The sequence below is a fragment of the Geminocystis sp. M7585_C2015_104 genome (assembly GCA_015295805.1).
Lineage (GTDB): Bacteria > Cyanobacteriota > Cyanobacteriia > Cyanobacteriales > Cyanobacteriaceae > DVEF01.
Genome location: DVEF01000075.1, coordinates 1 through 18,149 on the forward strand (window position 1 = coordinate 1; position 18,149 = coordinate 18,149).

General features: G+C 44.3%; 14 protein-coding genes and 1 tRNA gene. 6 read left to right on the forward strand and 9 right to left on the reverse strand.

The window, feature by feature from the left end:
• A partial coding sequence (locus tag IGQ44_08795) for a DUF2214 family protein (protein HIK38074.1) occupies positions 1 to 366 on the reverse strand: 366 nt, incomplete at its 3' end.
• 212 nt (positions 367 to 578) lie between these two features.
• Here IGQ44_08795 and ppk1 point away from each other — a divergent pair.
• Together ppk1 and IGQ44_08805 are read left to right on the forward strand one after the other, a co-directional pair.
• The gene (gene ppk1 / locus IGQ44_08800; protein ID HIK38075.1) at positions 579 to 2,735 is read left to right on the forward strand and encodes a polyphosphate kinase 1; all 2,157 of its coding nucleotides are present in this window, start codon (positions 579 to 581) and stop codon (positions 2,733 to 2,735) included.
• Positions 2,736 to 2,757: 22 nt separating this feature from the next.
• Positions 2,758 to 3,018, forward strand: a complete 261-nt coding sequence (locus IGQ44_08805; protein HIK38076.1) for a DUF3493 domain-containing protein — start codon at positions 2,758 to 2,760, stop codon at positions 3,016 to 3,018.
• Position 3,019: 1 nt separating this feature from the next.
• Here IGQ44_08805 and IGQ44_08810 read toward each other — a convergent pair whose 3' ends face one another.
• Complete coding sequence (locus IGQ44_08810) at positions 3,020 to 3,487, reverse strand: phosphate-starvation-inducible PsiE family protein (protein HIK38077.1); 468 nt, start codon at positions 3,485 to 3,487, stop codon at positions 3,020 to 3,022.
• A gap of 107 nt (positions 3,488 to 3,594) precedes the next feature.
• On the opposite strand from IGQ44_08810, the gene purL reads away from it, so the two are divergent.
• Both purL and IGQ44_08820 read left to right on the forward strand, forming a co-directional pair.
• A complete protein-coding gene (gene purL, locus IGQ44_08815; protein ID HIK38078.1) occupies positions 3,595 to 5,904 on the forward strand; it encodes a phosphoribosylformylglycinamidine synthase subunit PurL in 2,310 nt (769 codons plus the stop codon).
• 42 nt (positions 5,905 to 5,946) lie between these two features.
• Positions 5,947 to 7,077 (forward strand): aldo/keto reductase, encoded by a 1,131-nt coding sequence (locus IGQ44_08820; protein HIK38079.1) that lies wholly within the window; start codon positions 5,947 to 5,949, stop codon positions 7,075 to 7,077.
• 4 nt (positions 7,078 to 7,081) lie between these two features.
• On the opposite strand, the gene IGQ44_08825 is transcribed toward IGQ44_08820, so the two are convergent.
• Genes IGQ44_08825 through IGQ44_08840 form a run of 4 tightly spaced genes read right to left on the reverse strand, consistent with a single transcriptional unit; the run spans position 7,082 to position 11,469 of the window.
• Entirely contained in the window at positions 7,082 to 8,026 is a 945-nt protein-coding gene (locus IGQ44_08825; protein HIK38080.1) for an ABC transporter ATP-binding protein, read from the reverse strand.
• 4 nt (positions 8,027 to 8,030) lie between these two features.
• Positions 8,031 to 8,705 carry a 7-cyano-7-deazaguanine synthase QueC gene (queC, locus tag IGQ44_08830; protein ID HIK38081.1) on the reverse strand — a complete coding sequence of 225 codons (675 nt, stop codon included), beginning with the start codon at positions 8,703 to 8,705 and terminating at the stop codon, positions 8,031 to 8,033.
• An 11-nt stretch (positions 8,706 to 8,716) separates the two neighbouring features.
• The gene (locus IGQ44_08835) at positions 8,717 to 10,459 is read right to left on the reverse strand and encodes an HlyD family efflux transporter periplasmic adaptor subunit (protein HIK38082.1); all 1,743 of its coding nucleotides are present in this window, start codon (positions 10,457 to 10,459) and stop codon (positions 8,717 to 8,719) included.
• A 32-nt stretch (positions 10,460 to 10,491) separates the two neighbouring features.
• A complete protein-coding gene (locus IGQ44_08840; protein HIK38083.1) occupies positions 10,492 to 11,469 on the reverse strand; it encodes an ABC transporter permease in 978 nt (325 codons plus the stop codon).
• A gap of 61 nt (positions 11,470 to 11,530) precedes the next feature.
• Here IGQ44_08840 and IGQ44_08845 point away from each other — a divergent pair, with 61 nt between their 5' ends.
• Both IGQ44_08845 and aspS read left to right on the forward strand, forming a co-directional pair.
• Entirely contained in the window at positions 11,531 to 12,100 is a 570-nt protein-coding gene (locus IGQ44_08845; GenBank protein ID HIK38084.1) for a hypothetical protein, read from the forward strand.
• Positions 12,101 to 12,163: 63 nt separating this feature from the next.
• The gene (gene aspS / locus IGQ44_08850) at positions 12,164 to 13,951 is read left to right on the forward strand and encodes an aspartate--tRNA ligase (GenBank protein ID HIK38085.1); all 1,788 of its coding nucleotides are present in this window, start codon (positions 12,164 to 12,166) and stop codon (positions 13,949 to 13,951) included.
• Positions 13,952 to 14,866: 915 nt separating this feature from the next.
• Here the strand turns inward: aspS and IGQ44_08855 are convergent.
• The 3 genes from IGQ44_08855 to IGQ44_08865 form a co-directional block, all read right to left on the reverse strand.
• Positions 14,867 to 14,940: transfer RNA gene (locus tag IGQ44_08855), tRNA-Arg, on the reverse strand.
• Between the two features lie 442 nt (positions 14,941 to 15,382).
• Positions 15,383 to 17,089 (reverse strand): glycosyltransferase family 39 protein, encoded by a 1,707-nt coding sequence (locus tag IGQ44_08860; GenBank protein ID HIK38086.1) that lies wholly within the window; start codon positions 17,087 to 17,089, stop codon positions 15,383 to 15,385.
• 209 nt (positions 17,090 to 17,298) lie between these two features.
• Positions 17,299 to 18,147, reverse strand: a complete 849-nt coding sequence (locus tag IGQ44_08865; protein ID HIK38087.1) for a mechanosensitive ion channel family protein — start codon at positions 18,145 to 18,147, stop codon at positions 17,299 to 17,301.
• Between the last annotated feature and the right edge of the window lie 2 nt (positions 18,148 to 18,149).

Consider the following 18,149-nt stretch of genomic DNA (forward strand, 5'->3'; position numbering starts at 1 on the left):
CCTATAGTGCAATAGCTTTACCCTTTCTGCAGGCTTTTCGCCAATAAGGGATTTTAACCACATGAGGAAGGAGAAGGTGGGATACAAGGATACCATCCCCACCACCAAAAATAGTCCCACCTTCAGCCAAAATACTGTCATAGCCGTATAATAAGCAGTCCCCTTGCCGTAGTAAAATACCCTCAAAAGGCCAGTCACTAAAATGGTTACGGCGGCAATACCATAGGCACTATCTGCCCATAAAATTCGCCACGCCTCTTTGGCTTCTAAATCCTCCTTGAGGGTGAAATACTCAATGGCCAGGGCGGCAAAGATAACTCCTATGCTTAAATAGTGCAAATAAGCAGTAATGGCACTTGCCCACATAAAATTCCCTTTACAAAACTTCAAACTCCTAGCTTAACACGTCTTTGCCTACTCCCCCAAACGTCTCTTGGCCCTTTATCCGGACAATCCTAAGGTATGGCCACCAGTTTCACTTTCCCTGTAATCTTATCTTGGAAAGGGGTTAACATGGTTATGGAAGGCATAGTATTGTTTTTTGGGTAATGTCACCAAAGAAGGAAAAAACAAAGGGAATGAAGACTGAATATCTGCCTGGGGAGGATATTAACCTTAAAAATCCAGAATACTACTTCAATCGGGAGTTGAGCTGGCTAGAATTTAATTATAGAGTGTTACAAATAGCTTTAAGTGAAAGGACACCCCTGTTGGAAAGACTCAAGTTTACTGCTATTTTCAGTTCCAACCTAGACGAGTTTTTCATGGTGAGGGTGGCAGGGTTAAAACGTCAAGTGGAAGCAGAGGTAACCAAATTAACCCCCGACGGCAGGACCCCTCTTCAACAAATACAGGATATTAACAAGAAACTACGACCCCTTATCAGGCTACAAATAGACAACTTTGAAAGACTGCGACAGGAGTTGAAAAAATTTGGAGTATACCTGTTAGACTTTGTAGAGCTAAATCTAGAACAGAGACAATACCTTCACGAATACTTTGCCAATAATATTTTCCCTGTTTTAACGCCCCTGGCAGTGGACCCCAGTCACCCCTTCCCTCACATCTCCAATTTGAGTTTAAACTTAGCGGTGTTGGTGAAAAATCCCGACACGGGAGAAGAATTATTTGCCAGAGTAAAAGTGCCTAAAACCCTTCCCCGTTTTCTCCCATTACCCCTCCATTTGGCCGATTCCCCGGAAAATGCCCTCTTTGTTGCAGTACCCTTGGAACAAGTTATAGCTCATCATCTGGATGCCCTCTTCCCAGGCATGGATGTACAAGAGTGCCATGAGTTTCGTTTAACCCGTGATGCGGATTTAGCCGTACAAGAAGATGAGGCGGATGATTTGCTACAAGCCATTGAACAGGAATTGCGTCGCAGGCATTTTGCAGGCTCAGCCGTAAGGCTAGAAATTCATCCTAACATGCCTGAGAAAATTAAGCAAATGTTGATGGAGGCATTAGAATTACAACCCATTGACATTTACGAAATAGATGGTTTACTGGCCCTGAATGACCTATTTTCCCTTATGTCTTTGCCATTACCAGAATTAAAAGATCCTCCCTGGAATGGAGTTGTGCCCCCCCCCTTTGACGAATTCCAGAATTTGGAAAACGCTAAGGCTGACAGTGACGAAGACATCAGTGAAGAGTTCTTTGCTATGATCCGTAAGTCGGATCTGTTGGTACACCACCCCTATCATTCCTTCGCCGCCACTGTGCAACAGTTTATCGTACAGGCCGCCAGGGATCCAAAAGTTCTTGCTATCAAAATGACTCTCTATCGAACCTCTGGTGATTCTCCCATTCTACAAGCTCTAATCGAGGCTGCAGAAAGAGGAAAACAGGTGGTAGCCTTAGTAGAATTAAAGGCTCGTTTTGACGAAGAGAATAACATAAATTGGGCGCGGCGGCTAGAAAAAGCGGGAGTCCACGTGGTATATGGTATCGTGGGTTTAAAGACACATACTAAAATAGCCCTAGTAGTACGCAAGGAGAAAGATACAATTCGTCGTTACGTCCACATTGGCACGGGCAACTATAACCCCAAAACTGCTAAACTCTACACAGACTTGGGGTTGATTAGTTGCAGGGAGGATTTGGGTGCGGATGTAACTGACTTGTTTAACTACCTTACTGGTTATTCTAGACAAAAATCCTACCGCAAGTTGTTAGTTGCCCCCGTGACTATGCGGGATAGAATCATCGCCATGATCGATAGGGAAGCAGAAAATGTCCGCAATGGGGGCACTGGCCGTATTGTTGCTAAAATGAATGCCCTGGTAGATGTTCAAGTAATTCGGGCTCTGTATCGTGCCTCCCGTGCCGGTGTTAAAATCGACTTGATTGTGCGTGGTATTTGCTGTCTTCGTCCTGGCTTAGAGGGTATTAGTGATAATATCAAGGTTATTAGTATTGTTGGCCGCTTTTTGGAACACTCTCGTATTTTCTACTTCTACAATAATGGTAGAGAAGAAGTATACATTGGTAGCGCAGACTGGATGACTCGTAATCTATCCCGTCGTGTGGAAACTGTAACACCTGTAGAAGAGCCAAAGTTGATGAAACAGTTACAAGAGATTCTGGGGGTAATGCTTGCAGACAATTGTCATGCCTGGGAGTTACAAAGTGATGGCAGTTATGTGAGACGACAGCCCAAACCTGGCGAAAAGGAAATTATTGCCCAAGAAACTCTTATGCAAATGGCTCTAGAAACTAGTAATATGATCTGATATCCTAATATTGATTTTTTCCATGGACAAGCACAATAATCATCCCCATTCACAGAAATACGCTCAATTAAAGGCAGAAATAAAGGCCCCTTATAAGGGCCTTAGGAAACTATTTTATTTCACTTTCGCTGCCTCTGGTTTCATTGGCATTTTTTTTATTGTGCCCCGTATTATAAACGGGCAAAATATTTCTGAAAATTTCTATAATCTTTTTGTCCAAATTGCAGTTGTAACTATCATGGTTCTTCTTTATCTTCGGGAGGATAGAGACAAGAAAAAATAACCTAATCCCCTTCCTTTTTTCTATTTACATAGTAAATTATGCCATAACTGCCAGCCAAACACAAGATTCCAAGCCCCAGACTCACTATACTGCTTTTGTCATACTTCTCCGGGTTAAAAATTATTATTTTCCTAGCCACGGCAATCATTGCTGTTATTAAAACCAGCTCCAGTTGCACAATGTGCTTACGCAAATACACTGTTATATTCTCTAATAACTCCAGGGCAATTAACACATTCAAAAAAAGGCCAAAAATGTCTACTAAAGTGTTGTTCAAAAAACCTATTTTTTCGTCGAACAACAAGTCAGATAATAGGACATAAATTAAGTCAAAAATAGAAACGAATATAACAACAATTAGCGCCAGGGAGAGAATTTTTGAAACAATATTCTCAGTTATATGAATTAAAGCCATGAAACTTTTGTCCGGTAACAGGGTAAATAAGAAATACCAAAGTCTCTTTAGCATATAAAAATTGGAAGAAGTAATAAAATAAAACCATCAGAGGCCAAAAGACAGCTCCCGATTACTGGTATATTGTATCTGGTGTCTGTGACAGGGTTAAGAGGGATTCCATGAAAAAAAAACAGGCAGCAATAGAAACAGCACCCTTCCCAGCGGAAGAAATAGCCGCCGAGGGGATTAAACCAGAAGAGTATGAGGAAATAGTAAAAAGACTGGGAAGACACCCCAATAAGGCAGAATTGGGGATGTTCGGGGTGATGTGGTCAGAACACTGTTGTTATAAGAATTCTAAACCGTTATTGTCCCAATTTCCCACCCAGGGAGAGAGAATACTAGTAGGTCCTGGAGAAAACGCGGGCGTGGTAGACTTTGGTAATGGCCTAAGAATAGCCTTTAAAATAGAATCCCACAACCATCCCAGCGCCATCGAGCCATTTCAAGGGGCCGCCACAGGAGTAGGGGGTATACTTCGGGATATATTCACCATGGGGGCACGCCCCATCGCCGTTTTGAATTCCCTTCGCTTTGGCAATCTAGATAACCCCCATGTCAAACGAATATTCCAGGGAGTAGTAGCCGGTATCTCCCATTATGGCAATTGTGTGGGAGTGCCCACCGTGGGGGGTGAGGTGTATTTTGATGCCGCCTATAAGGATAACCCCCTGGTGAATGTGATGGCTATAGGATTGATGGAAACGGAAGAAATTGTAAAGTCAGCCGCCAAGGGGATAGGAAATCCTGTACTATACGTAGGCTCAACTACCGGCAGGGATGGCATGGGAGGTGCCAGTTTTGCTAGTGCCGAGTTGACAGAAGACTCCATAGACCATCGTCCTGCCGTCCAGGTGGGAGATCCCTTCCTGGAAAAATGCCTCATTGAAGCCTGTCTCGAGGCATTTAAAACAGGGGCAGTGGTGGCAGCACAGGACATGGGCGCCGCCGGCATTACCTGTTCCACCTCGGAGATGGCGGCAAAAGGAGGTGTGGGCATCGAACTGGATTTGGATAAAATCCCCGCTAGGGAAACCGGCATGACTGCCTACGAATACCTCCTTTCGGAATCCCAGGAAAGAATGCTGTTGGTGGCCGAAAAAGGCAGGGAAGACGAGTTGATTGCTATCTTCAAACGCTGGGGATTACACGCTGTAGTGGCTGGACGGGTTATAGCTGAACCAGTAGTACGTATCCTCCACCAGGGCAACATTGCGGCTGAGGTACCAGCCACCGCCCTCGCCGAAAATACCCCCGTTTATCACCGAGAAGTCCTGTCCGAACCTCCCTCCTATGTTCAAAAAGCATGGTCTTGGACCCCCCTACAGCTACCTCAAGACAACGAAAAGGGCATTTTAGGGCAAAAATGGGGTGATGTCCTCCTAAAACTCCTAGATAGCCCTTCCATTGCCTCTAAAAAATGGGTATACCGCCAATATGACTACCAGGTACAAAACAATACGGCAGTGTTACCCGGTAGAGCAGATGCAGCGGTAATCCGGTTAAGGCAGTTGGATGAAAGTCCAGGGGGAGCTATTATTGGTTTGGCGGCTACTACAGATTGTAATGGGAGATATGTATATCTAGACCCCCACAGAGGTGCGGCATTGGCAGTGGCAGAAGCAGCCAGAAACCTAAGTTGTGTGGGTGCAACCCCAGTGGCTGTAACGGACAATTTGAATTTCGGCAGCCCGGAAAATCCAATAGGCTATTGGCAGTTATACCATGCCTGTAGGGGAATAGCAGAGGCTTGTAGCCGATTCAATACTCCCGTTACTGGGGGCAATGTGTCCCTATATAACGAAACCATTGACAAGGAAGGTAACCCCCAGCCTATCTATCCTACCCCTGTTATTGGCATGATTGGCATTATACCTGATATTAGAAGGGCAGTAGGACTGTCCTGGCAGCAAGAGGGAGATTTGATATATCTCTTAGGAGAGTTTAACCCCACCCTTGGGGCATCCGAATACCTCGCGCTCATCCACAATACTGTAGCCGGCAAACCCCCCCATTTGGACTATGATTTGGAAAAACAGGTACAATCTGCTTGTCGTAAGGGGATTCATCTTGGCTATGTAAAATCTGCCCATGACTGTGCGGAGGGTGGTATTGCTGTTGCCTTGGCTGAGTGTTGTATTGCCTCCCAACTAGGTTGTCAGGTAACTGTCTGCCATCCCAACAAACGGTTTGATGAGTTGTTATTCGGCGAGATAGCGAGTGTTATTGTTGTTTCTGTTTCCCCCCAGCAGCAAACCGCCTGGGAAGCCCTTTTACAAGAAAATCTGGGTAGCAGTTGGCAACTAATAGGGGTAGTGGGTGGCAATTTTCTCACTATCACCGGCAACAACGTCAGTCTGTTAGAATTACCCCTATCCGACATCACCGAAACCTGGACTACGGCCATTTCCAGACGATTGTCTTTTTAGGATACAATGGGAGGGGCTAAAAATATACCCCACCCCACCTTCATGAAGTACCGTCGTTTCGGCAAAACTGGATTAAACTTGTCGGTTTTCTCCCTGGGGTTGATGCGTTGTTGCTACAGTGAAGAACAAATGTATGCAACTGTAGCTAGAGCATTGGAATTGGGAGTCAACCACCTGGAAATGGCTAGGGCTTATGGGGATAGTGAATTGTATTTAGGACGTGTTTTAAAAAGACTCCAATACCCCAGAGAGAGGGTAATTATAACTACTAAGTTTATACCAGTGGATAAACCTCAACTCTATCAACAATATCTGGATGAATCGTTACGGAGGCTAAAGGTAGACTATATTGACTGTGTGGCAATTCATGGGGTAAACACCTGGCAGCATCTGGAATTACTGACAAGGGACAATAGTTGTCTGACAGTGTTGCAAGAGGCTAAAGAAGCGGGGAAAATTGGTCATATTGGTTTTTCCACCCATGGCACTTCTGATATTATCAAAGCAACCATAGAAACGGGGTTGTTTGAGTTTGTTAATCTCCACTACTACTTCTTCTTCCAACGCCATAACCCCATAATAGACTTGGCATACAAAATGGATTTGGGGGTGTTTATTATCTCCCCAGCTGATAAGGGGGGGCGTTTGTATCAACCTCCTGCTAAACTACAACAAGTCTGTCATCCCTTCCACCCCCTTCTGTTAACCTATCGTTTCCTTCTGGCAGATAAACGCATTACCACCCTGAGTATGGGCCCTAGCAATCCAGAGGAGTTAGATTTTCCCCTCTCGGTGGCAGACGAGGATGGAAAGTTGACACCAGAAGAGTCAGCGGCTTTAGAGAAAATCACCACCACCCTAAAACATACCCTTGCTGCCGACTACTGTGCTCAATGTTACCAGTGTTTGCCCTGTCCAGAGGGCATTAACATCCCTGAGATTCTCCGGTTGCGCAATCTGGGGGTGGGATTAGAGATGACAGAATACGCCCAGTATCGCTATCAGATGTTTGAAAATGCTGGACACTGGTTTTGGGGTAAAAAAGGTGACAAGTGTACCTCTTGTGGCGACTGTCTACCTCGTTGTCCTTGTAATCTTAACATACCCCAATTGCTACAAGATGCCCATACTCGTTTCAATGGAAGCCCTCGTAGACGTCTATGGGAAGACTAGCAGTCTAGGATACCTGTTTATGCCCCAGTTTGAAGAAGATAGTTTCTAAATCCTCCTGTTGGCAGTGATAGTCACAAACGGGAATCCCCCCGACAACTAAAACTTTGAGAAACTCCGCCATCTCCGCCTCACTGCCGTCAAACTCCAGTTTATACCGTCTCCCCTGTTTCTCCCAATCCCTAACATTACGGCAATTGTTTAATTCCCTCTCTAGCCTCTCCTCCTCCCCCAATACAGTAATGTGAACAAATCTCCTCCCCAAACGTTGATATAATTCTGCAAGGGGGGTACTTTCCACCAGAAACCCTAATTCCATAATGCCTATGGCAGTACACAATTCAGCCAAGTCCGACAAAACGTGAGAGGATATTAGTATTGTCATCCCCGCCTCTCTCAGTACTTTGATTATATTACAAAACTCCCTACGGGCAATGGGATCCAATCCAGATACGGGTTCGTCCAAGAGTAATACCAAAGGCTGGTGGATAATAGTCCTAGCTAGACTTAGTCTTTGTTTCATCCCCCTAGAAAGGGTAGAAATATCCGAGTTTCGTTTGTACTCTAGTTGTACTAATTCTAGAACCTCGGAGAGACGGCGATGTCTTTGGGATGGGGGGACATTGTATAGACGGGCAAAATATTCCAGATATTCAATAACAGTCAAATCCTCATAGACAGGAAAATCATCGGGCAGGTAGCCTATATACTGTTTCAGGCGAGAGGAAGAGGAGTCAGTAGATAGCCTTTCGCCAAAAAGATAAATTTCCCCCTTGCTGGGGGTTTCCGCCGTTGCCAGCATGCGAATTAACGTGGTTTTGCCAGCACCATTAGGCCCAATTAAACCATAAACTTCCCCCTTTTTCACCTCCAAGTCGACGTTATTAACAGCAATATGTCTCTCAAATCTTTTAGTCAAACCGACAGTTAAAATGGCTGTCTCCGACAACATATTTTCATCCCCCAGTGTTAACTAATTCCGGATAGCCTGCCTCTATCAAAGCCTTGTTACGAATGCGACAAGAGTCACAAACCCCACAAGGTTTTTCTCCTCCCTGATAACAAGACCAGGTTTCTTCAATTGGTACACTTAAACTAATAGCCTTTTTTACTATTTCCACCTTAGACAGTTGGATAAGGGGGGCAACCAGCTTTGGCGCCTTTCCCTCGATACCAGCCTTGGAAGAGAGATTGGCCAGCCGCTGAAAAGCCTCTAGGTATTCCGGACGACAATCAGGATAACCAGAATAGTCAATGGCGTTGACACCCAAGTATATTGCTTCTGCTTCCACCGCCTCTGCTAGGGAAAGGGCGATGGCAATGAATACTGTGTTACGCCCGGGTACATAGGTAGAAGGGATAATATTAGGATTAACACCTTCTTGGGGCACAGGTAGACTAGTATCAGTAAGAGAAGAGCCACCCCAGAGGGAAAGATTCACCTCCACGATAAAATGTTTCCGGATACCCAGTTTTGGTGCCAGTTTTTTTGCCGCTTCTAATTCCCTTACATGTCTTTGGCCATAATGGAAGGATAGTCCAATAGTCTCATAGCCATCCTCCCTTGCAATTGCCGCCACTGTTGCCGAGTCTAATCCTCCCGACAATAATACTACCGCCTTTTTTGCCATTGCCCTGTTGTTTATCTTACCTGCTTGAGGGTTTCTACTCCCTTTGTAAATTGTTCTGTAAATAGACTTAATACAGTTCTTTTCTCCCTCACCTTAATATTAACAGTAACAGACATACCAGATTGCAAGTCCACCGGTTGACCCCGAACTATCAGTTTTTGGGATTCCAAGTCTATTTTCACGGGAAAACGATAAAAGTTGTAAATCTGATTTGGTTCTAGGGCATCAGAGCCGACAAAATAGACTCTACCCTTAATATCACCAAATTCACTATAGGGGAAGGCGTCAATACGTACATCTGCCTTTTGTCCAACTTCCACAAAACCGATGTCCTTATTGGTAACATAAACTTCGGCAACTAGGGGATTTTCTGGGCCTGGGTCCGGTACAATTTTCAACAGAGTCTCCCCTTGTCCAGTCTTAGGCACAAAACCGGGATTGGCCTTTAAATCAAACACCACCCCTGACACTGGGGCTTTTAGTTCCTGATATTTAATTGTCTGTTTTGCCACACTAATTTGACCGTTCAACTCCGCTATTTTCTTCTCATTTTCTAAGATTAATTTGTTTATTTGACTGTCTATGTCAGCGAGGCGTTTTAGGTTTTCTGCTAGACGCTCTCTTATTTCCTTTCTGGTGACATCAAGGGCATTTTTATATTTCTGTTGCGACTGACGAATATTGGCCACAATACGCTCATTCTCTTCTTCTAGTTGTCTAATTTCCGCCAGGCGGTTTTGGATTTGTTGTTGTTGTTTTTTCCTTTCAATCTCCCCATCAGCCCGCAATTGAATCACTTCTTTTTGGCTACTCATTACCCGCTGTTTTTGCCTTTCTAATTGCAGTTTTGCTAGGGCGCCTTCTTCCGCAAGAGGGGAGAGGGTGTTTAGAATATTTTGGTCTATTTTCAGTATTTCCTCTGCCTTAGCAATGGCCTGCCGATTCCGTTGTTCAATTTTTTTTAGTACCAATTCCTCCTCACGTAATTGTTGACGGGCATTATTAAGTCTAGCCTGATTTTGACTTAATTGGTGTTCCCATTGAGTAATTTCCCACTTGGCAGCCAAGGCGCGGGAGTTTAATTCACTCAAGAGTGTATCCAATCTTGCCTTCTCTTCTGGGGCAAGGGCGCTAATGTTCTTGTTTTCCCCCAAGAAAACCTCAAAAAGTTGGTTTTCTGCCACCAAAGCTGCCCTATTCAGGGCTAAAGCCGAGATTTCTGCCGGCAGATTCAGTTTTAATAATTCCCTTTCCACTAGCGTGGGAGTGAGGGAAGCCTGGGTGAGGGCACGATAGAATTTATTTTCTTGTAAGAGGGTGTTTTTAATCTTCTCTAGAGACTGTAATTGGGCTCGACTGGCTTCTGAGTCGAAGACTACCAGGGTTTGACCCTGTTTTATATGCTGTCCATCTTTGATTTTTACCTCTCTGACCACCCCTGACAAGGGCGCCTGGATTTCCTTAACTGTGCCCTTTGGTTTCAATTGCCCCCTCGCCATCACCACCTGTTCAATTTCGGCGGTAGCCGCCCAGACAATACTACATACAGTCACCCCCATAAGACTCCAGGCGGTGGCCCTCGACCACACGGGTGTAGGTCTTAAAACTACATCTTGGTCAAAGCCCGATAAATCCAGATTGACTTCCTGGGTGTCCTCCTTCTGGTTACTGTCATATATCACACTAGCTGATGACAAGTCGTCTATACTTTCCTTGCCATTTCTTTCATGTTTCCTGTTGTCAGTTTGAATCATACTTCCACCTCTATTCTCCTAGCTATACAAGTTTAGTTCATGTTGTCCAAACGTATGCGCGGGTCTACAAAAGTTAAAAGAATGTCTGCCATTAGGTTTCCCAAGATCAACATAGTGGCCCCCATCATCAAACTTGCCATTACCAGATACTTGTCTTGTGCTTGTAAAGCCTGTAGTGTCAGTTTACCTAAACCTGGCCAGTTGAAGAAGTATTCAGCAATAAACGAGCCACTCAATAGACTAGCAAATTCAAACCCCAAAAGGGTTATCAAGGGATTGATGGCATTGCGCAAGGCATGGACATAAATCACCCGGTTTTCTGGCAATCCTTTAGCTCTTGCAGTTCTTATGTATTCTTGTCTCAGTACATCTAGCATTTGTCCCCTAGTAATTCTCTGTAAGCCAGCAAAACCAGTGATGGTGAGGGCAATGGTAGGCATAATCATATGCCAGGCGATGTCCATAATTTTCCCCCAAGTGGACATCTCACTGTGATTGATGCTAGTCATGCCGCCCACTGGCAGAAGGGGGGAGAGATTTTGGGCCACAATAAGCAATAGCAGGGCAGTGATAAAGCTGGGAAACCCCTGTCCGATGTAGCTAATCACCCTCAAAACCTTGTCAAGAAGGCTATTTTGTTGAACTGCCCCTATAATCCCAAGAGGTATAGCTATAGCCCAGGTTAGAATCAAAGAAGAAATAGCCAGCAATAAGGTAGCAGGTATTCTCTCCAAAATCAAACTAGAAACAGGGCGAAAGTACACAAAACTCTGGCCAAAATCAAACCTTGTTACTATCTGTTTCAACCATAGCCAGTATTGTTCAATAGCCGGTTTATCCAAGCCAAAGCGTATTCTTAACTCCTCAATAGTCTCGGGGGAAACAGTAGGGTTTTGACGCAAATTATCCAGATAATCCCCCGGGGTAAGCTGACTTACGGTAAAACATAGCACTGAGGCTAACCAAAGTGTTAATATCCCCTGTAGGATGCGCTTAAAAATATACCACATATCCAGTTATTTTTTGTCTACAATATTCTCTGAACAAGCCCCGTAATCTTTGTGTTACCTTATGGAACTATTAAAGACAATCCACTGGGAAAAGTTGGCAGAGATAAAAGAATTGAAAAATCATTTCTCTCATGATTTTGATTCCTTTCAGAATTTGATTGTAGATTATATCACCATCTGGTCAAATTTAGACAAAGAAAACTTAGATAAACTAGCAATATTAAGGGCCCTGGAGGTTACTAACGGCTGTACCCAATGGGCTTATAGGCGGGGGGATAAGGATTGTTTGCCCATAGAAAAAACCAGAAAATGCATGAGCGTTTCCATGTCTTCCATCAAGAATAAAAGAATATATTTGAAGAGTGAAACCATTACTTTTCCCCCGGAAATTGCTAGGCTGATAGATGAGGGAAGAAGTTTATATATTCAGGCGTTTAAGAACAACTTGCCAGAAAAAGAAAGAGAATTCTACGCCCTTTCCACGGCACAGTTTTTGGTGTATGGAAGAGAGAGGATGAATAGGGCCTTTGACATAATCCAAGAGAATTTTGGGGATGTCTTCACGGAGTTTTTTATAAACAAAGGGAGGAGATATGTGCAACCCTATCTGGAGGCCATTGGCGAGTTATAATAGGGGGTTTGTACAGTTTTTCCGGAGATAGGCAAGTTGTCCAGGGAGACAATTAACTACATTATGCGTACGAATTATTGTGGCGAATTGGGTTTGGCACACCTTGATAAGATTGTAACCCTATATGGCTGGGTTGATCGCCGTAGAGACCATGGGGGTGTTATCTTTATCGATTTACGAGATAAAACCGGTATAGTGCAAATAGTAAGCGATCCGCAGCGTACTCCTATTTCATACAAGTGTGCTGAAAGGCTGAGGAGTGAATATGTGGTAAGGGTGACAGGGAGGGTGTGTAAAAGGCCAACAGAATCAATAAATCCGAAGCTAGCAACGGGGGAAATAGAGGTATATGCTACGGAAATTGAAGTGTTAAACGAGGTGAGGAAACAGTTACCCTTTGCCATTTCCAGTGTAGACGAGGAGAATGTGAGAGAAGAGTTACGGCTAAAATACCGCTATCTTGACTTGCGACGGGAAAGAATGAGTCGTAACCTCCAACTGCGACATCAGGTAGTCAAGGCTATCCGTCGGTTTCTGGAAGATGAACACAATTTTATAGAAGTGGAAACCCCCATCCTAACAAAATCTACACCAGAAGGAGCTCGGGATTACCTAGTGCCCTCCAGGGTGAATGAGGGACTATGGTATGCCCTTCCCCAGTCGCCCCAGTTATTCAAACAACTACTAATGGTAGCAGGGTGTGACCGTTACTATCAGATTGCCCGTTGTTTCCGGGATGAAGATTTACGGGCAGATAGACAACCGGAATTCACCCAGTTAGACATGGAAATGAGTTTCATGAGTCTAGATGAAATTTTAGAACTCAATGAGGCATTAATTTGTCACATTTTCAAGACAGTAAAGGATATTGACTTGCCTCGTCCTTTTCCCCGTCTAACCTATGCCGAAGCCATGAGTCGTTATGGGAGCGACCGTCCTGACACCCGTTTTGGTCTAGAATTAGTAGACGTATCAGAAATAGTAAAAGACTGTGGCTTCAAAGTATTTGCCGATGCCGTTAAGCAGGGGGGCATAGTAAAAGTCCTACCCATACCCCAGGGAGAGAAAATCGCCAACGTCAGAATCAAACCCGGCGGAGATTTATTCAAAGAGGCAACTATTGCAGGGGCAAGAGGAATCGCCTATATTCGTGTTAGAGAGGGTGGGGAAATAGACACCATTGGCGCCATCAAGGACAACCTTTCCCCTTCCCAGAAACAGGCATTATTAGAGAAAACCGGGGCAGAGGCAGGATACCTATTACTGTTTGCTGCTGGCAGTTTTGATATTGTCAACAAGACTCTAGATAGACTACGCATGGCCATTGGTAGGGAATTGGGGTTGATAGACGAAAACAAAATCAACCTGGTATGGATAACAGACTTCCCCATGTTTGAATGGAATGAGGAAGAAAAACGACTAGAGGCATTACACCACCCCTTCACCGCGCCACACCCGGACGACATAGACGATTTACCCAATGCCAGAGCCTTAGCCTACGATTTAGTATTAAATGGGGTGGAAATTGGCGGTGGCAGTCTCAGAATTCATCAGAAGGAGATACAAGAAAAGGTATTCACCACCATAGGCTTATCTTCAGAAGAAGCCAGAAGCAAATTCGGCTTTTTGCTAGAGGCGTTTGAATATGGTGCACCACCTCATGGCGGTATTGCCTACGGATTAGATCGTCTAGTGATGCTGATGGCAGGAGAAAATTCCATAAGGGATGTAATAGCCTTCCCCAAAACCCAACAAGCCTGCTGTCTACTCACCGGTGCACCCAGTGAGGTAGAAGAAAAACAACTTCAGGAATTACATATCGTCTCTACCGTTCAACCTAAGCAAGAATAGATGTAAACAGGGGTGGGTCACCTTTTCCCCACCCGCCCACAGTTCCTGTCATGCCACTCGTTATGCCATCATATGTCCCCCTAGCGGCGTTCCCGATAGTTTCCTGCCCTAATAGTGCCACATCCCATTCTCTAGCAGTGCAGTTATAGTTATTTTTTCTTCCCCCCAGCCTAGTTTCCAACCCATAAACACCCCTAAAATCCTACTGAGGCACCCCCAAAATGTTTCAGTAGAATAAGGATTATTACATTATCTTCATAATCTTCCCCAAAAATCCCCCCGGGGGGCATCTGAAAACCTATTTTTTCTGCTACCATGGGACAAAATTGCCTTTTCCCTGTCCAAATTTTGTATTAAACCTTGATACATATGTAGCTAGAAAGCTTTTCTTTATTTCTAAAAATTAAGAAATATTACGGTTTTTTCAAATAGTCCTGGAGATGCCCCCAAGACTCCCTTTATAGTGCTATCGTGGACTAGAATGGCCCCCCTGGTGGTCCAATTTATCGGAACCGGGTGGGGTTTCTTATTTTTGACTTTTTTTATGAGGTGCTCTTCTTCCTAGTCCATACTGCCTCAACAAAACGTCTATTCCATGCCCCAAACCCCAATAGGGCTTCTGAGGGTGCTGACTGTCCCGGGATTGGAGACATTACAAAGAGGCATTCCCCCAGTGATGTCTTATTATGTCCGTTGGCACTCCCGAGTGGGGGAACAAAATGCCCCCCTTTGGTGGGGACAACGTCAGACAGCTAAAACTCTTAAGATAAAAAATGAGATGAGGGAGAAAAAAATAGCGGGAGGCGAGTCGAACCCCCAACCCTTTAATAGACTCGGAAGACACCCCACTGCCACACGGGGGAGCATGGGGAACACCCGACAAACCCTCCCTTGTATTTACCGGGTTGCCTGCCACGGGCACGGAGGGACTCGAACCCCCGACCTGCTGATCCGTAGTCAGCCGCTCTAATCCACTAAGCTACGCGCCCTTATAATAGCCCCTATCGGCGACACCTACTCATTGTATCATATTAAGGGGACGATTGCAAGGGGGTTCAGAGAAAATTGAGCATATGTCCCAGGGTGTACATGGTTATTAGCCAGGGAAAAATCCAGAAGAGAGATTCCCGAAGTCTGGAGACGATTCTTTCTTTCCAGTTGGGGGAATCAGGGTGGAACAGGTGGCGGTATCCCCCATAGAGGATGAAAGTGAAAACCCACCCCAACAATTTGGCAACCCAGTCGTATTCTGGGGGGTAGAGTAGTACCGAAACTCAAAGTAGTTGTAAGATTACCCCTAAACAGAAGAAGGTAGCCAGGGGCAGATTTAGAAGCATGGGTATGAATATAAATTCTGCCCTAATTGCCATGCTGGTGTGATAAACTATGACCCAGAAAATAAACCACAGGACAATCCTTATTATTTCGGGCCTATTTATATTTCTCTTGGGGGTTATTTTTGACTTGATTATACTCAATTTTCCACTCATTTTCCTTGTATTGATTTTGGGGTTCCAATAAGATAAAATTACCTCCAATCTTTTCAAGGCATGCTCCATTATCACAGGAGTTTCGGTAGACAGTGGGGTGTGAGTGCCGCAAACTATCTAGACTATCTCTTGGGATGAGCAGATAACTGTCTTGGGCTAGTTTCTCAATTTCCTCCCATTTAAAGGTGGGCACTAGCCTTTGGCTATAAAAATTAAGACTGGGCCTTTCATATTCAAAATTGATGTAAACTGGCTTGTTTTCTGGAACATTTTCTCTTATTAATTCTGCTACCGGTTTAACCGCAAAAGCCTCGTTTAATTCCCATAGCCAATAGGGAGATGACACAAAGACTGCTAGGGAAATAAACATGCCCCAAAATAAAACAACTATAAATTGTTCATCCCTACGCTGTAGGAAAATGGCCACGGCAAGGAAGGTTATTGACAATAGAATCAGATTGGCCAAAATATGTTCCGCTTCCGGCTGGGTTAAGATAAAATAGGCCATTCCCCCCATTGTTGCCAAGGTTAGGGTGAAGAAAAACCCACTCCATAGGGGGGGATAGGGTTGGGAAGAGGGAAGATTTTTAGTTTCTGCCAATGCTACCGCCGTTGTTATTGCTAAAAATGGATAGATGGGAAGAATATACCATGGAAGTTTAGTCTGCATTAGGGAAATAGCAATCAAAAAGGGAATAACAGTTGCGATAATAAGTCTTCCCCAACTCCAGTTACGATGTAACCAGGCCTGTCTTATGCCCCAAAAGGAAAGGAAAAGCCAGGGATGATAATATTTTGCCAGTTCTAACAAATAATACCAGACTGCCCCACTGTTTCCCTCCACCACCTGAAAAATCCTATTAAGGGATTGATGTTGAATGGCAGTTTTTAGATACTGTTCCCCATAATATAAATATTGGGCACTATACCAGGCGACAGAGGGGAGAATGCCAAGAATCACCCCACCCCAGAAGTAAAATGAAGTCACTAGTCTAGGAGTATCCCACAGGATAAACACCAATCCTATTACCCCCAATAAGACGGCCATCATCCACCCCTTAGTCAAACAAAGAAGAGTTAGACTAATACCCACCCCGTAACTGTATCGCAAATCCCGTCTCGTTTTTAACAAGCAGAGGAAAAATAGTATTTCAAAACATAATACTGCCCCATCCAGCATCGCCAAACGCCCATGTCTTACCACAGGTAGGGTAGTAAGATAGACTAGGGCGGAAAAAAGGGCATAATAACGGGGTATAAATAATTCCCTCACCATTAGGTAGAGGAGGGGCACTGACAGTGCCGTCAAGGAGGCGCCCACAATGCGGCTAGAAAATTCATTTACCCCCAAAAAGCTATAGGCTATAGCCGTCAGGGTGTGAATTAGAGGCGGTTTATTCAAATAGGGTTTCCGCCAAAGGGTAGGAAATAACCATTGCCAGTGGGAAAAGGAAGACTCGTATATTTCCCTCGCTACTTGCGCGAATGTACTTTCATCCCAGTCTCTCAGTGGTAAACTGCCTAAATTATGGCAGAACAAAACTAGTGCTGCCAACAACAGGAGGAAAACATAAAGGCATTCCCACCAGTATTCTCTGGATTTCAGCCGGTAATAGGGGATTTCCCAGGCAAATATCTGACGGCTCATAATTGGTTAGCAGGGGGTATTACGGGGCAGAATTTGTCCTACTCTAGTCTACAGGTATTTTAATGAACCACTAATATAACAAGTAACAAGTCAGTCATCCCAGCGAAATTCCTCTTGTCCTATAGTCTTTATCATACCTTGCAAGCCGGGGAGCAGAGTAGTTTTTTTCCGGTGACAAAGGGGATATTGCTAATCCGGGGGATTAAATTCTAACACTCCTGTTGGTCTAAATGAATGGCACGGGCGGAAGGGGATACAATGGTAGATGCCCCCCCTAGGGCTTTTTTGATAGCAATAATAGCCCTGGTTTGCACTCTTCTGACGGTTTTTTGTTGTGGTGGTGTCCAGTATCTTACCACAAGTCGGACCGCACTGTCGCCAAAACCCACTACATCCACCTCTGGCGGCGGATTGTCTACCACTCCTTCAACACTCTTGACTACCCTCAGAAGTAACTGTTGTATTTCTTCCAGCTCAGTGTTATAATCCAACCCCAATTCTATGTCTGTGCGACGGTAATCAAAACCAGTCCTTACTAAAACCGAATTGGTAAAAAGAGTGGCATTGGGAATGAGAATTTTTTCCCCTTGATATGTGCGAATAGTTGTGGTTCTAATGTCAATATGCTCCACCAATCCCTGGTAACCCTCAACGGCAATTTCATCTCCTATAGAAAATGGTTCTTGTGATAATATTAATATCCCGGCGAAGAAGTTTTTTAAAATATCTTGAAAGGCAAATCCAACTACTACTGAGCCTATTCCCAGTGTACTGAAAAAATAACCCACCGTAAAGCTTGGAAAAACGACAACTAATGCCAGAATAAACCCCAATACCCAAACCGCTACACTTGCCGTTTTCCTGAATAAAATCTGCAAGGATGGGCTTTTAACTGTCCTATCTGCTATTCTCTGGACTAAAGTCTCTATCCAATCTGCCAGGTATCTTGTCAACAACAGGATTACTAAACCAGACAGCAAACTGGGAAGATAGCCTAGGATTGTTATTATTATTTTATCAAATGCAGCCAGTATATTCTGGGCTATTTTGCTGAACATAT